This is a genomic window from Hyphomonas sp. CY54-11-8, assembly GCF_000682735.1.
In the GTDB taxonomy this organism is placed as follows: domain Bacteria; phylum Pseudomonadota; class Alphaproteobacteria; order Caulobacterales; family Hyphomonadaceae; genus Hyphomonas.
Genome location: NZ_AWFD01000034.1, coordinates 129,810 through 143,652 on the forward strand (window position 1 = coordinate 129,810; position 13,843 = coordinate 143,652).

General features: G+C 60.5%; 11 protein-coding genes. 4 read left to right on the plus strand and 7 right to left on the minus strand.

Annotation, left to right across the window (positions count from 1 at the left end):
• The first annotated feature begins 114 nt into the window (after nucleotides 1-114).
• Genes HY17_RS14515 through HY17_RS14525 form a run of 3 tightly spaced genes read left to right on the plus strand, consistent with a single transcriptional unit; the run spans nucleotide 115 to nucleotide 3,146 of the window.
• Entirely contained in the window at nucleotides 115-504 is a 390-nt protein-coding gene (locus HY17_RS14515) for a response regulator (RefSeq protein ID WP_034767877.1), read from the plus strand.
• Entirely contained in the window at nucleotides 501-1,868 is a 1,368-nt protein-coding gene (locus HY17_RS14520; protein ID WP_034767878.1) for a PleD family two-component system response regulator, read from the plus strand. The genes HY17_RS14515 and HY17_RS14520 overlap by 4 nt, the downstream gene beginning before the upstream one ends.
• Nucleotides 1,869-1,922: 54 nt before the next feature.
• Nucleotides 1,923-3,146, plus strand: a complete 1,224-nt coding sequence (locus tag HY17_RS14525) for an MFS transporter (RefSeq protein WP_034767881.1) — start codon at nucleotides 1,923-1,925, stop codon at nucleotides 3,144-3,146.
• Nucleotides 3,147-3,200: 54 nt separating this feature from the next.
• On the opposite strand, the gene rpmG is transcribed toward HY17_RS14525, so the two are convergent.
• The 7 genes from rpmG to HY17_RS14560 form a co-directional block, all read right to left on the minus strand.
• Nucleotides 3,201-3,368 carry a 50S ribosomal protein L33 gene (gene rpmG / locus HY17_RS14530; protein WP_027836255.1) on the minus strand — a complete coding sequence of 56 codons (168 nt, stop codon included), beginning with the start codon at nucleotides 3,366-3,368 and terminating at the stop codon, nucleotides 3,201-3,203.
• Between the two features lie 87 nt (nucleotides 3,369-3,455).
• On the minus strand, nucleotides 3,456-4,217 hold the full coding sequence (locus tag HY17_RS14535) for an NUDIX domain-containing protein (RefSeq protein ID WP_233348824.1): 762 nt from the start codon (nucleotides 4,215-4,217) through the stop codon (nucleotides 3,456-3,458).
• Complete coding sequence (gene rnr / locus HY17_RS14540) at nucleotides 4,214-6,484, minus strand: ribonuclease R (RefSeq protein ID WP_034768073.1); 2,271 nt, start codon at nucleotides 6,482-6,484, stop codon at nucleotides 4,214-4,216. Before rnr ends, HY17_RS14535 begins: the two co-directional genes overlap by 4 nt.
• A gap of 58 nt (nucleotides 6,485-6,542) precedes the next feature.
• On the minus strand, nucleotides 6,543-7,259 hold the full coding sequence (locus HY17_RS19595) for a M23 family metallopeptidase (RefSeq protein WP_051600140.1): 717 nt from the start codon (nucleotides 7,257-7,259) through the stop codon (nucleotides 6,543-6,545).
• Between the two features lie 93 nt (nucleotides 7,260-7,352).
• The gene (topA, locus tag HY17_RS14550; RefSeq protein ID WP_034767886.1) at nucleotides 7,353-9,923 is read right to left on the minus strand and encodes a type I DNA topoisomerase; all 2,571 of its coding nucleotides are present in this window, start codon (nucleotides 9,921-9,923) and stop codon (nucleotides 7,353-7,355) included.
• A 68-nt stretch (nucleotides 9,924-9,991) separates the two neighbouring features.
• Nucleotides 9,992-11,113, minus strand: a complete 1,122-nt coding sequence (lptG, locus tag HY17_RS14555) for an LPS export ABC transporter permease LptG (protein WP_034768076.1) — start codon at nucleotides 11,111-11,113, stop codon at nucleotides 9,992-9,994.
• Entirely contained in the window at nucleotides 11,113-12,255 is a 1,143-nt protein-coding gene (locus HY17_RS14560) for an LptF/LptG family permease (RefSeq protein WP_051600141.1), read from the minus strand. The genes lptG and HY17_RS14560 overlap by 1 nt, the downstream gene beginning before the upstream one ends.
• Before the next feature lie 121 nt (nucleotides 12,256-12,376).
• Between HY17_RS14560 and HY17_RS14565 the strand changes: the two genes are divergently transcribed.
• The gene (locus tag HY17_RS14565) at nucleotides 12,377-13,840 is read left to right on the plus strand and encodes a leucyl aminopeptidase (protein WP_034767887.1); all 1,464 of its coding nucleotides are present in this window, start codon (nucleotides 12,377-12,379) and stop codon (nucleotides 13,838-13,840) included.
• The last annotated feature ends 3 nt before the right edge of the window (nucleotides 13,841-13,843 follow it).

Consider the following 13,843-nt stretch of genomic DNA (forward strand, 5'->3'; position numbering starts at 1 on the left):
GTTCCGGGGTTGGCGGCAATCTGAAGTGACCCGTAAACACCCGTTAAGCTTTTGCCGTATAGCTGGTCTAGTACGGTAAGGTCCGTCGCGAATCGCTCGTAATCGTGGGGAAAAATGACAGACGCAAAAGCCAGAAAAGTACTGGTTGTTGAGGACAATGAACTCAACATGCGCCTGTTTTGCGACCTGTTGGACGCTTACGGTTATGAAACTTACCAGTGCCGGGATGGCGCCAAGGCGGTTGAGATCGCCCGCAGGGAACAGCCCGACCTCATCATCATGGACATCCAGCTGCCGGAAGTTTCCGGCCTCGATATCACGCGCTGGCTGAAGGATGACGAGAAAGTCGCCCACATTCCTGTGCTTGCTGTCACTGCTTTTGCCATGCGCGCTGACGAGCAGCGCGTGCGGGAAGCCGGGTGTGAGGGCTACCTCTCGAAGCCGATTCAGATCATGACCTTCATCAAGGCCGTGGAGTCGCTCATGCCGAAGGAGGCAGCATGAGCGCGCGCATCCTGGTTGTAGACGACATCGAAGCCAACCGACGGCTTCTGCAAGCCAAGCTGGAAGCTCAATATTACACGGTCATCCAGGCGGAGAACGGACCTCAGGCGCTTGAGGTCGCGAAGAATGAATTGCCGGACATCATCCTGCTGGACGTAATGATGCCAGGCATGGATGGCTATGAGGTTTGCCGTCGACTCAAGGAAGATCCGGCGACAGCTTTCATTCCCGTCGTCATGGTCACGGCGCTGAGCGACACGGAAGACCGCGTCCGAGGGCTTGAGGCTGGCGCCGAGGACTTCCTTACCAAACCGGTGGATGATTTTGCGCTCATGTCGCGCGTCGGCGCGCTGATGCGCTACAACGCGGTCGCCTCGGAACTGCGCCAGAGGCAAGCCAACGGTCTCGGAGGCGGACTCGATCTGGAGACCGCAAAAGAAGAATCCGACCAGCCCGCCCGCATCTTCATCGTGGATGACAATCCCCGGGCATCTGCAAGGTTGGCGGCAGTGCTCCGTGAGGCAGGCCATACGGTCGTGACACTGGCTGAAGCCGGCACGATGAGCAATCTGTCCCGTCTTGGCGTGGACCTGATGATCCTGTCGCTGCCTAGCAAGTCCTTCGATGCGCTGAAGCTCTGCGCGCATTTCAAAGTGACCGAGTCCACACGCGCAGTTTCTATCCTTTTGATCTGTGATCCTGACGATCGCGCCCGGGCCGCCAAGGGCCTCGAGATCGGCGCGAGCGACGTGATCCTGACGCCTGTCGACAAGCAGGAGCTGCTGGTGCGCGTGCGTACGCAGGCACGCCGGGCGCGCTATATCGAGATGCTCCGTAACCGTGTGGACAAAGGGCTGGAGCTGTCAGTCATCGACCAGCTGACCGGCCTCTACAATCGCCGCTACATGATGAGCCAGCTGCACCAGTTCATGCAGCGCTCGGTCATGGGCGGGCGCCCTGTGTCTGTCATGATGGCGGATGTCGATCACTTCAAATCCGTGAACGACACCTATGGTCACGATGCCGGGGATGAGGTGCTTCAGGAAATCGCAAACCGCCTGCGCGAGAATGTTCGCCCGATGGACATTGTCTGTCGTCCAGGTGGCGAGGAATTCCTGGTCATCATGCCTGAAACACCAGGTGATCTGGCCTGTGCAGCCGCTGAACGGATTCGCCGCGCTATTGCGGTCGCGCCCTTTATTGTGGGTAAGGCCGGGCTCAGAATCCAGATCACCGTCAGCGTGGGGGTCTCCACGATTGCTGGTGAACAGGACACGATCGCAGACCTGACGAAACGAGCCGACCAGGCATTGTACCAGGCCAAGACAACTGGCCGGAACAGGGTCGAGAGCACAGCCGCCTGATTGACTTGGCCGTCGGCTGTCCGCACAGACGGCGCTCAGCTCAGGGGATAAGGCGTGACCGACAGGTTTTCCGCGTTCCGGCATTCAGCCTATAGCCGCTATTTCTTCTCGCGGTTCTGCACGTCGCTCGGCGTGCAGATCGTTTCGGTCTCGGTCGGCTGGCAGATCTATGACCAGACACAAAATGCGGCCCTGCTGGGCTGGATCGGACTGGTGCAGTTCCTTCCGGCATTGGTGCTGGTGGTGGTCACCGGTGTCACCGCAGACCGGTTCGGGCGCAGAAATGTTATGGGGCTGGCCGTGTTCGTCGAAATGGCCTGCGCGCTGGCCATTCTTGCTCTCGCGCTCTCCGGCCATTTTGATCCGATCCTGGTGCTGGGAACGCTGACGATCTTCGGCGTTGCGCGGGCGTTCTACTCTCCTGCTTCCTCCAGTCTCGCGGTCAATCTCGTGCCCAAGGAAGACTTCGCCAATGCTGTGGGGTGGATCACGGCGTCTTGGCAGCTCGCTTCCATTCTCGGACCGGTGCTCGGCGGCCTGATCTATGGGATTGGAGCTCCGATTGCCTATGGCACGGCGGTTTCCCTGTTCCTGCTGTCCGGATCGATCATTCTCACCATCCCGAAGCCTGCCCAGAAAAGCTCCAAAGAGCCGACGACGCTCAAAACTCTGCTGGGTGGCTTCTCCTATGTCTGGAAAGAGAAGGTCGTTCTGGGGGCCATCTCACTCGATCTGTTCGCTGTCCTTCTGGGCGGAGCAGTCGCACTGTTGCCGATCTATGCGCGGGACATCCTGGAACTTGGGCCATCCGGCCTCGGCCTGCTTCGGGCGGCACCCGGTGTCGGCGCCGTGATCATGATCGGAATCATCACGGCATTTCCGATACGAAACCATGCCGGAATCATCCTTTTCGTCTGCGTGGCGCTGTTCGGCCTTGCGACCATAGTGTTCGGCGCGTCGACGCTTGCCTGGCTGTCGATCCTGGCCCTTGCGCTCGTTGGCGCATTCGACATGGTGTCGGTCTATATCCGCGAGATTCTACTGCAGCTATGGACGCCCGATGATGTCCGCGGCCGCGTGAATGCAGTGAATTCAGTGTTCCTTGGCGCGTCGAACGAACTCGGCGAAGCAAGAGCCGGTTTCATGGCGCATTTCTACGGCGCCGTATTCACCGTGGTGGCGGGTGGCGCAGCTGCAATCGGGGTGGCAGCGGCCTGGTCATTCCTGTTTCCTGCGATCCGAAGAACGCGCTACCTGCACCGGGATGAGATCCAATGAAAAAGCCCGCTCCGTGAGGGGCGGGCTCTTCAAAAGTTCAAAAGGATCAAGTAATTACTTGATTTTTCCTTCCTTGAACTCGACGTGCTTCTTGGCAATCGGATCGTACTTCCGCTTGACCATTTTCTCGGTCATGTTGCGCGGGTTCTTCTTGGTCACATAGAAGAAGCCGGTGTCAGCCGTCGAGTTGAGGCGGATCTTGATGGTGGCTGGTTTTGCCATGGCGCGGGCTCGCTTGTGCTAGCGTCTGAAATCGGAAAGCGGCTTAATGGCGGGGTGCGAGGCTCAAGTCAAGCACCCGTTGCTGTACTACAGCCGCTCGGTGCTGTGGCCGGAACGGGTCCAGCGCAGGAAAGGCGGGCCTTCCTTGTAATCTCTTGCTTTCAGACGGGCATCAATCTCACCCAGCATGAAGCGTGTCACGCTCGGTAGGTCGAGTGCCTGAGCATCGTCCAGCGTCACCCATTGAAGGTCGGAGAGCTCGGCGCCGTCCACTGGCGGGCGCTCGTCAATCAGGGCTTCTTCAGCGTCTGCCATGAAGAATCGCGCGTCGAAGCGGCGCGGACGGTAGGGCGGCGTGACGGCCCGGCCAATAAAGGTGAGCGGAGAAAGGTGCGGGGCGGCATCCAGTTCGTGGAACCGGTCCCAGCCTTTTGGCGCGGAGACTGGCATTTCGGCGGGCCTTGCCACCAGAAGACCCGTTTCTTCAAAGGTTTCGCGGATGGCGGTGAGGGCGAAAGCCCTCGGCTGGCGCCGCGCGTTGATGCGGAGTTTCGCTTCGACGTCCGGCTTCAGTTCACACCATGACACGGCCCGGCCGTCATCAGGGTCCACACGGCCGCCGGGGAAGACGTATTTATCCGGCATGAAGACATGCCCGCCGGAACGCTTGCCCATCAGGACTCGTGGCTTCGCAGCATCGCGCCGGATCAGAATCAGCGTCGCCGCATCCTTAGGGCGCGGGGAGCGCTGATTCTTCAGAATGACTTCGTCGTCGCTTTCCTTGTCGAAAGCCGTACCGATCAGCTGATTGCCTTTGTCGGAACTGTGTTTTTCGCCGTCAGGGATCACTTCCGGCTCCTCCGCTTATGCTTGGGCAGCGTTTTTTTATTGAATTTGGGCTTGCCCCGGCGGGGAGGTCCACCCCTGCCGCGAGGTGAACGAGAGCTGGCATCTGCTGCCTTGCGAGCCGCGGCGCGGCCTTTCGGCGCGGGTGCGGGCTCCGATAGCATTTCCAGCAAGAGGCCGCCCTGAAGCGGCGTCACCTCTTTCAGGCGCACCCGCACTGTCTGACCCATGGAATAGGTCTTGCCGCTGCCGCGCGCGTAAATCTCCATCGCCGCCTGATCGAGAACCCAATAGTCATCCGAGATGGACGAGATCGGGACGAAGCCGTCTGCACCAGAGCCGGCCAGGGCCACGAACAGGCCTGAGCCGGTGACGCCCATGATCCGGCCTTCGAACTCGGCGCCCACACGGTCTGCCAGGAAGATGGCCAGATAGCGGTCCGTTGCTTCGCGCTCAGCTGCCATGGAGCGGCGCTCAGTCGTTGTGATGTGCTCCGCAATCTCTTCTAGCCGAACAGCATTCTGGTCGCTCAGGCCGTCCGGTCCTAGCTTCAACGCGCGGATCAGGGCGCGATGGACGATCAGGTCGGCATACCGCCGGATCGGGGAGGTGAAGTGCGCATACTTGGCCAGGTTCAGGCCGAAGTGTCCTAGATTTTCCTCGGAATAGATCGCCTGCGCCTGGGAGCGCAGTACCATCTGGGTGACCATCTCGTCATAGACGCCGCCGCGAATGTCCTCCAGCAGCTTGTTGAATTTGTGTGTCTGTGGGCGTTCACCGATGTGCCATTTGATGTCGAGGGTCTGCAGGAACTCTGCAAAGGCGGCAATCTTGGCTTCCGTCGGCACGTCGTGGACGCGGTAGACAAGCGGGCTGTTGGCCTTCTCCAGCGTCTCCGCGGCGGCCACGTTCGCTTGGATCATGAATTCTTCGATCAGGCGGTGAGCGTCCAGCCGCTCCTTGGCGATGATGCCCTGAATCTCGCCTTCCGCATCGAAGACGATCCGGCGTTCGGGCAGGTCCAGATCCAGCGGACTGCGTTTGTCGCGCGCCTTCGAGAGCGCTGCATAGGCGCCCCAAAGCGGCTTCAGGACGCTTTCCAGCAGTTCTTCAGCCTTGCCGCCCGGTTTGCCATCGATGGCGGCCTGTGCATCCTCATAAGAGAGCTTCGCAGCCGATTTCATCATGCCACGGATGAAGCGGTGCGAGCGCTTGGTGCCAGATTTGTCGAAGATCATCTCTACCGCCATGCAGCGGCGCAACTCATTTTCGCGCAGGGAACACTCGTCCGCCGACAGTTCGAACGGCAGCATCGGCACGACGCGGTCCGGGAAATAGGTGGAGTTGCCGCGCTTCAGCGCTTCCTTGTCAAGCGGGGAGCCTTCGGTGACGTAAGCCGCCACGTCCGCGATGGCGACGATCACGCGCCAGCCATCGTCCAGCTGTTCGGCCCAGACGGCGTCGTCATGGTCGCGCGCATCGTGCGGGTCGATGGTGATCAGTTGGACGGCTGTCAGGTCTTCGCGTTCTGCTGCAGCCGGTTTCGGGTCCCGCGCTTGTTCCAGTGCCTCTTCGGGGAATTCTGTCGGAATATCGTGGGCATGGATGGCCAGAAGGCTGGCAGACCGCGGATCAGTGATGTGGCCGATGACTTCGGTAACGATGCCATAGGCCGGGCCGTATTGCCGTCGGCTGACGGGCTTCGGCTCGGCGATGACGAGATCGCCTTCTTCTGCGCCGTTCCGGTCAGCTTCCTGAATGACGAATTCGCGCTTTTCCTTCCGGGAGGAGGGAACGACCTTCCCGCCGCGCGTAGTCTGACTGTAGAGGCCGACCAACTTGTCGGAGAGCTTCTTCTCGAACACGGTGATGGCGCGGGCTAGCCATTCATCGTCGCGCTCGGAGATCTTGCAGAGCGCGCGATCACCCACGGCGGGCGCCTTGGCCTTTGGCTTGCCGGATGGGCCCGCATAGCGGATCTCCGGCCCGAACAGGCCATTGTCGCCGACAGATTTGCCGATCAGCTCGCCATCGTCATCCAGATGGGTGAATTCAACAACGCCCGTGGGCGGCGGCCGGTCAGCCTGCGCCCAGGCGCGCTTGCCGGTACGCGCCAGCGTGCCATCAGCCTCCATTTCCTTGAGGATTTCGCGCAAGGTGGTGCGTTCCTTGCCCTTCAGCTTCAAGCCGCGGGCGATTTCCTGCTTGGTGGTAGCGCTTGGGTTTTCGCGAAGAAAGTCCAGAACAGTCTGGCGGTCAGGGAAAGTCATGACTGCCATATAGAACGAATCGCGCCGGATTGCGCGTGGGATTTACGGTTCCCGCCTTTTAGTCGTTCGCCGCGGGCAGGGTCATTAAATCGATTGGCGTCAACGCGAACGAGCCAAGGCGAGGCTTCCACATGCCTGTCAGCACTTCGTAATGCAGGTGGCGCGGGATGGTGTGATCTGCCGTGTTGCCCATGATCCCGAGCACGTCGCCGGAGCCCACAAGGTCGCCAACGTCCGGCCCGGCGAAGGACTCAAGGTGGGCATAGCGCGTATAGACGCCATCGCCATGGTCGATGACGAGCATGTTGCCATAATCGCTACGATAGGAGCGGGTACGGACCCGGCCTGCTGCAGCGGCGTAAACAGGCACCGGGCTGTCGCTGTAATAGTCGACGCCCTTGTGCAGGCGGCCGTTCCGCATGCCGAAGGCGGATGACCAGCAGCCGCCGCCGACAGGCGCCGTGGCGAGGCGCACCTTGTTGTTCACCAGTACGAAAGGCTTGTAGTCCTGGACTTGAAGATCCGGCCCGACGTCTGATGCTGTTGCCGTGGAAAGGCCGGGGCAGGCGGACAGGTGATCGAGGAAGCCGGAGCGGGAAGGCGTGATGGCCAGGATGACCGGGGGCGTTGTGACAGCTTCAGCCAAAGGCGCATCGTTGGTGAGCGTTATTGCCGTGTTCGACGCCAGCACGGCGCTGTCCTGCGCTGCCTGCGACATCACGAGAGAGGCCAGCGTCACCGCGCCAAGAAACAAGAATTTTTCCGTTCCGGACATGCCAAGCGTCCGTGTTTTGACAACACGGATTATTGAGCTACCGAAACGAAGGGGCCGCAAGGGGCGCAAACGCGAAGTTTATGTGAGGTGCGGTTAGCCTTCGTCCGACTTTGCAGCCTTCTTGGCAGGCGCCTTCTTCTTCGCCGGCGCCTTTTTCTTGGCCGGAGCTTTCTTCTTGCCGCCTTTCGTCGCCTTGGCGTTGATCAGCTCAATGGCCTGTTCCAGCGTCACGGCATCCGGTGTGACATCCTTTGGAAGGGTCGCATTGGTCTTGGCATGCTTCACATAAGGGCCGTAGCGGCCTTCATAGACTTCGATGGCGCCGCCGTCCGGGTGGTCGCCCAGCGTTTTCAGCGGCGTCGCGCCACCCCGTTTGGAGCCGCGGGCTTTCTTGTCTTCGATCAGCGCCACAGCGCGGTTGAGGCCAATATTGAAAACATCGGCAGGATCTTTCAGGTTCGCATACGTCTTGTGATGCTGAACATAAGGCCCGAAGCGGCCGAAGTTCGCATAGATCATCTCGCCGTCTTCCGGGTGCGGACCGACTTCGCGGGGCAGGGAAAGAAGCTCGACAGCGCGCTCCAGCGTCAGCGTCTGCGGCGTGTCATTCTTGGTCAATGATGAGCGTTTCGGCTTCTCGCCATTGGCCATCTCGACATAAGGGCCGAAACGCCCGCTCTTCAGCCAGATGGTTTCGCCCGTTTCCGGGTGCACGCCGAGTTCGTTCCCGTCCGGATCGATAAAGCCGGCTTCCTCACCATCGGACGAGAACTGTCGAGTATATTTGCAATCCGGGTGGCGCGAACAACCGACAAAGGCGCCGAACCGGCCGACCTTGATGGACAATTCGCCTTCCTTGCAGAGCGGGCATAAGCGGGGCTGTTCAATCACGTTTCCGTCGGAATCATGGTCCGGAAAGACGTGTGCTGCGAGGGCTTCGTTGAGGGCGTCTAGTACTTCGCTGACGCGCAGGTCTTTCGTCTCGCCAATATCGCTTGCGAACTGTTGCCAGAATTCCCGCAGGAAGCTTTTCCAGTCGAGCTTGCCGTCGGAAATGATGTCCAGCTTTTCCTCAAGGCCAGCCGTGAAGTCATATTCCACATAGCGCTGGAAGAAGTTCTCCAGGAACGCCGTAACGAGGCGGCCCTTGTCTTCCGGGATCAGAGCCTTGTTCTCGAGGCGCACATAACCGCGGTCTTCCAGCGTCGAAAGCGTTGAGGCGTAAGTGGACGGGCGGCCAATGCCCAGTTCTTCAAGCCGCTTGACGAGGGAGGCCTCGGTATAGCGCGGTGGCGGCGTGGTGAAGTGCTGGGTCGAGTCCGCTTTCAGAAGGTCTGCATGCTGACCTTCCGCCATTTTCGGCAGGCGATTTTCGGAATCGTCATCATCGTCCCCGGCATCATGGCCTTCGGTGTAGAGCTTGATGAAGCCGTCGAAGACGAGAACCTGGCCGCTGGCCCGGAGTTGGGCGCGCTGGTCCTTGGACAACATGTCGATAGTGGTACGCTCAAAGATGGCAGCTTCCATCTGGGAGGCGACGGCCCGGCGCCACACCAGCGTGTAGAGCTTCCGCAGATCGTCATCGCCGCTGTACTGCTCCGGACGCAGATTGAAGTCCGTCGGGCGGATAGCTTCGTGCGCTTCCTGGGCGTTCTTCGCTTTGGAGGAATAATAGCGGGTCTTTTCAGGCAGGTAGCGGGCGCCATAGTTCGACTGGATCATCGAGCGCGCCGCGACATAGGCCTCCTCGGCCATATTGACGCCGTCGGTACGCATATAGGTGATGCGGCCTTCTTCGTAGAGCTTCTGGGCGGCCTGCATGGTGCGCTTGGCCGTGAAGCCTAGCTTGCGGGAGGCTTCCTGCTGTAGCGTCGAGGTTATGAAGGGTGGGGCGGGGTTCCGCTTGACCGGTTTGGCTTCGACCGAGCTGACGGAATAGCCGCCGACGCGAACCGCTTCGAGCGCCTTGTCGGCGTCGCCCTTGTCGCCCAGCGTGAATTTCTTGAGCGTCTTGCCGTCCAGGGCATGGAGGCGCGCCTGGAAGTCCGTGCCGTCAGGTGCTCGCAAGTCAGCTGCGACTGTCCAGTATTCCTGCGGCTTGAACATCTCGATCTCGTTCTCGCGGTCGCAGATGATGCGCAGGGCAACCGACTGCACGCGGCCGGCTGAGCGGGAGCCCGGCAGCTTGCGCCAAAGGACGGGAGAGAGATTGAACCCCACGAGATAATCCAGCGCCCGGCGGGCGAGGTAGGCATCGACCAGTTCGGCGTCGATCTGGCGTGGCTGCTCCATGGCCGAAGTAACGGCACTCTTTGTGATGGCGTTGAAGACCACACGTTCGACGGCGACATCCTTTTTGAGGGCGCGGCGCTTCTTCAGCGCTTCGATCAGGTGCCAGGAGATGGCCTCGCCTTCGCGATCCGGGTCGGTCGCGAGGATCAGCGTGTCAGCTTCTTTCAGCGCGTTGGCGATGTCTGAAATACGCTTGGAGGATTTCGAGTCAGCCTCCCAGACCATTTCGAAATCATTGTCGGGATCGACCGAACCATTCTTCGAAGGTAGGTCCCGGATATGACCGTAGGAGGCCAGGACTTTATAGTCCTTGCCGAGGTATTTGTTGATCGTTTTGGCCTTCGCGGGCGACTCGACGACGACAAGTTTCATGCGGGGTACCTCTCCAAGGGCGCGAGTGATGGCCGCGTCGACGAGGCCATGTCAAGGCTGGATGCGTGTCAGCCGTCTTCCCGGTAGGCGATGTAAGACAATGTGCAGAAGAGCACAAAAAGCGGTGGACTCCAGGCTGCAACTATAGGCGGTGCTGCACCTGTGGCTCCTAGGCTGGTCGAAAACTGGGTGAAGAAATAGAGGCCGATGGCCGCCAGGGCACCGATCGCCAGCAGCTGCGATGTGCCGCCCATCCGTTGAAGCCGCAGGCACACAACGGCGCCAATGAGGCCCATGGCAACAAACAGGGCCGGCGTGGCCATCAATGCGTGCCAGCGCATCCGGTAGCGCGATGCATCAAGGCCAGCCGCTTGAGTCTGGCGGATGAAGCGGGGCAGGCGCCAAAAGCCAATCGTGTTGGGGGAGGCAAATTTGTCGAACAGTGTGACAGCGTCCAGCGGAGAAGGAATGGCGAGGTTTGGTTTCCGCTCCGGTGGCTGGTTCGGGATGTTTTCAATGACGTTTTCCAGCTGCCAGAACCCGTCGCGCAATGTTGCGCGCTCGGCATCGATGCGCCGGGCGAAGGCGAAATCGCTGGTCGGCTGGCTGCCGGAATAGAGGCGCTCTTCCTCGATCATTTTGACGTTCCGCAGCACGACGCCGCCCTGATCGACATGCTGGGCGTGGATCACGATCTGGCTGGTATCGTCACCCTGGCGTAGCCAGACGCCCGTATCCGAAACGGCCATCGCCGTGCGGCCCTTGTCCAGGATCTGGGCACGGGTGACTTCGAAAGACTCGGTGAGTCTCGCCGATATAGGATTGAGCAGCGTTGTGGTGGCGATCCCTACGACCAGGCCGAGGACGATGACCGGCGTCAGGAAGCGCCAGGCCGAGATCCCGCTGGCGCGGATGATCGAAAGTTCTGACCGGCGATTGAGCCGGGTGAAGGCCATCATCGACGCTACCAGCAGCGCAAATGGCAGCGTCTGTTCCATGATCTGCGGCAGTTTCATCAGGGAGAGCTGCAGCGCGCCAAGCAGGCTTAGGCTGACATCGCCGCCGACGGTGCGGAGCTGTTCCACTACGTCGATCATCAGGATTGCGATCAGCAGAATGCCCAATACCAGCGCCAGGCCGGACAGGCATTCGCGCAGGATATAGAACTGGATACGGGATCCGAACGGCATCAGGCGCTCGCTCCCCCTGCGCCGCGGAACAGGTCGATCTGGGGACGCTCTATGGCGCCGAGGTGTCGTCCGCGGGAGAAGTAGACATAGCTGAGGCCCACCATGATGCTGATCGGCAGGACCCATTGGAGCACATTCATGGCCGGATCGTCCGCCGCGGCGGATTGAGCGGTCAGTTGCACGATCAGGACCGTAATGGCTGCGCTGGAGGAGATGGCGATCCGCTTGGCATAGCCTTTCCGGCTGAAATCCCCGCCCAACACCGCGACGATGGCAATCAGCGCCATCACGATATTCAGCAGCGGAGAGGTCAGGCGCGTGTTCGCTTCGGCCAGCAAAGTGTCTGCATCCTTCAGTTCAAAGTAGTTCGTCCTGTCAACGAAGAAGAGCTCATGCAGGAATTTGTCCGATGCCTTCAAGGCGAGGTCGGAATCTTCCTTCATGTATTCACTCAGGTCGAACGGATATTGCGCGAATTCAAGAATGGAAAGTTGCTGGTTTTCGTCCAGCTGCATGCTGATCGCGTCTCGCAGCAGCAGGGTCGGCTTGTCATCGATCTGCACTAGGGCGGCGCTGCGGGCGAGGATGTCCGTCGGATAGACCGGGTCTGTCATGTCCGAGATGAGGACCCCGCGCAGTTCACCAGCGACCTGTTCGCGGGCATAGAAGGTCAGCCGCTCGCCATTGGTGGTGAACTGGCCTGGGCGGATCAGGGCGGCGGCAAGATCGGCCCGTGCCACAGCAACAGTCTCTCGCATGGCTCGCTGGGCCAGCGGCTGCACCCACAAATTCACACCGAGATGCGCAATAGCGCAGAGCACCGCCAGCCGCATGATGGGCGAAGCGATCTGCCAACGCGTCATGCCGGCGGCCTGCGCCACGACAATCTCACTGTCCTTGTGGATCCGGTTGAGCGACCAGACCCCTGCCACGAACAGGGCTAGAGGCATCAGTAGCGCGATGATCTGGGGGGAACCCAGCATGACGATGTAGAAATAAGTCAGCGCAGACTGTCGATTTTCAAGGATCAGGTCAGTGCGAGAAAGGCCTTGTGCCAGAAGCGCAAGCAATGCGAGCCCCCCGACGATAATCAGGACCGCGCGCAAGACTTCATAAAACAGGTACGACTGGACTTTCGTCATCGTGTGTCACGTGCCGGGAAATAAAGCAGAAACTGGCAGTTAACGGGCATATTTTCCCTGCCTAACGAGTTGCGCTGCGCGCGTCGATGCTTAGTTTCCGTCTCAAACGGAGATTCCTCACATGAAAATCACCTTCACTGACGCCGCCAAGGCTGACGTATTTGCATTCATCGTCGACGAAGACGGCGGCCTGCCTACGGCAGCGGCCTCTTTAGACGAATCGACCGGCGGGCTGCTTTCGGCCGCCATTGATGGCCGGTTCACCGGTAAGAAAGACCAGCAGGCCGTGATTGTGCTGCCGAAAGGCGCCGAAGCGCGCCGTGCCGTGCTGATCGGCGGCGGCAAGCCGAAGAAGCGAGATGCCCGTGTCCTGGAAGGCCTGGGTGCCAATCTGGTGAAGGCGTTCAACACGAGCGGCTTCAAATCCATGGCGATCCATGCCGGTTCTGCCGAGGATGCAGCGCGCATGGGCCTCGGCGCAAAACTCGCTGCCTATCGGTTCGACACCTATTTCACCAAACTCAAGCCAGACCAGAAGCCGAGCCTCACCGCGGTTTCCTTCGTTGTGGACGACACCAGAGCCGCCAAGGCGGCCTTCGCACCGCTGGGTGCCGCCGCCGAAGGCACGATGCTGGCGCGCGACCTGGTCAACATGCCGCCGAACGATCTTCACCCCGAAAGCTTTGCGGCAAAAATCAAGGAACTGGCCGAGATCGGCGTCGAGGTTGAAGTTCTCGGTGAGAAGCAACTGGCCAAGCTCGGCATGAATTCCATGCTGGGCGTCGGGCAGGGCTCTGTCCGCGAAAGCCAGCTTGGCATCATGAAATGGAACGGCGGCAAGGAAGGTGAGGATCCGGTGATCCTTGTCGGCAAGGGTGTCTGCTTCGACACTGGCGGCATCTCGCTGAAGCCGGGCCCGGGCATGGAAGACATGCGTGGCGATATGGGCGGCGCAGCCGCTGTGACCGGCACGATCAAGGCGCTGGCTGAGCGCAAGGCCAAGGTGAATGTCGTTGGCCTGATCGGCCTTGTCGAAAACATGCCGGACGGCAACGCCATCCGCCCGGGCGACATCCTCAAGTCGGCGTCGGGGCAGACGATCGAAGTCCAGAATACTGATGCTGAGGGCCGCCTCGTCCTCTGTGACGTGCTCTGGTATGCGCAGGAGCATTTCAAGCCGAAGGCCATCGTGGACCTCGCCACACTGACCGGCGCCATCGTGATTTCGCTTGGCCACCATCATGCCGGCCTGTTCACCAACAGCGACGAGCTCTCCGAGGAGCTGACCAAGGCGGGCCTGACCGAAGGCGAGCGCGTCTGGCGCCTGCCGATGGGGCCGGAATACGACGCGCTGCTGAAGTCAAAATTCGCCGACATGCGCAATATCGGTGGCCGGGCAGCAGGCTCCATCACGGCGGCGCAGTTCCTGAAGCGCTTCGTGAAGGACGGTGTGAAATGGGCTCACCTCGACATTGCCGGGGCTGCCTGGCTTGAAAGCGAGAAGCCGGCACTGGATGTGAGCTGGGCATCCGGCTTTGGTCCGCGCCTGCTGGATCGCTGGATCGCCGACAATTACGAGGGTTAGGAT

Excerpts from the sequence above, each read along its gene's own strand:
- lptG (WP_034768076.1), bottom strand. The coding sequence starts at position 11,113 with ATGCCGTTCGGATCCCGTATCCAGTTCTATATCCTGCGCGAATGCCTG.
- HY17_RS14565 (WP_034767887.1), top strand. The coding sequence starts at position 12,377 with ATGAAAATCACCTTCACTGACGCCGCCAAGGCTGACGTATTTGCATTC.
- topA (WP_034767886.1), bottom strand. The coding sequence starts at position 9,923 with ATGAAACTTGTCGTCGTCGAGTCGCCCGCGAAGGCCAAAACGATCAAC.
- HY17_RS14515 (WP_034767877.1), top strand. The coding sequence starts at position 115 with ATGACAGACGCAAAAGCCAGAAAAGTACTGGTTGTTGAGGACAATGAA.
- HY17_RS14520 (WP_034767878.1), top strand. The coding sequence starts at position 501 with ATGAGCGCGCGCATCCTGGTTGTAGACGACATCGAAGCCAACCGACGG.
- rnr (WP_034768073.1), bottom strand. The coding sequence starts at position 6,484 with ATGACTTTCCCTGACCGCCAGACTGTTCTGGACTTTCTTCGCGAAAAC.
- HY17_RS14560 (WP_051600141.1), bottom strand. The coding sequence starts at position 12,255 with ATGACGAAAGTCCAGTCGTACCTGTTTTATGAAGTCTTGCGCGCGGTC.
- HY17_RS19595 (WP_051600140.1), bottom strand. The coding sequence starts at position 7,259 with ATGTCCGGAACGGAAAAATTCTTGTTTCTTGGCGCGGTGACGCTGGCC.
- rpmG (WP_027836255.1), bottom strand. The coding sequence starts at position 3,368 with ATGGCAAAACCAGCCACCATCAAGATCCGCCTCAACTCGACGGCTGAC.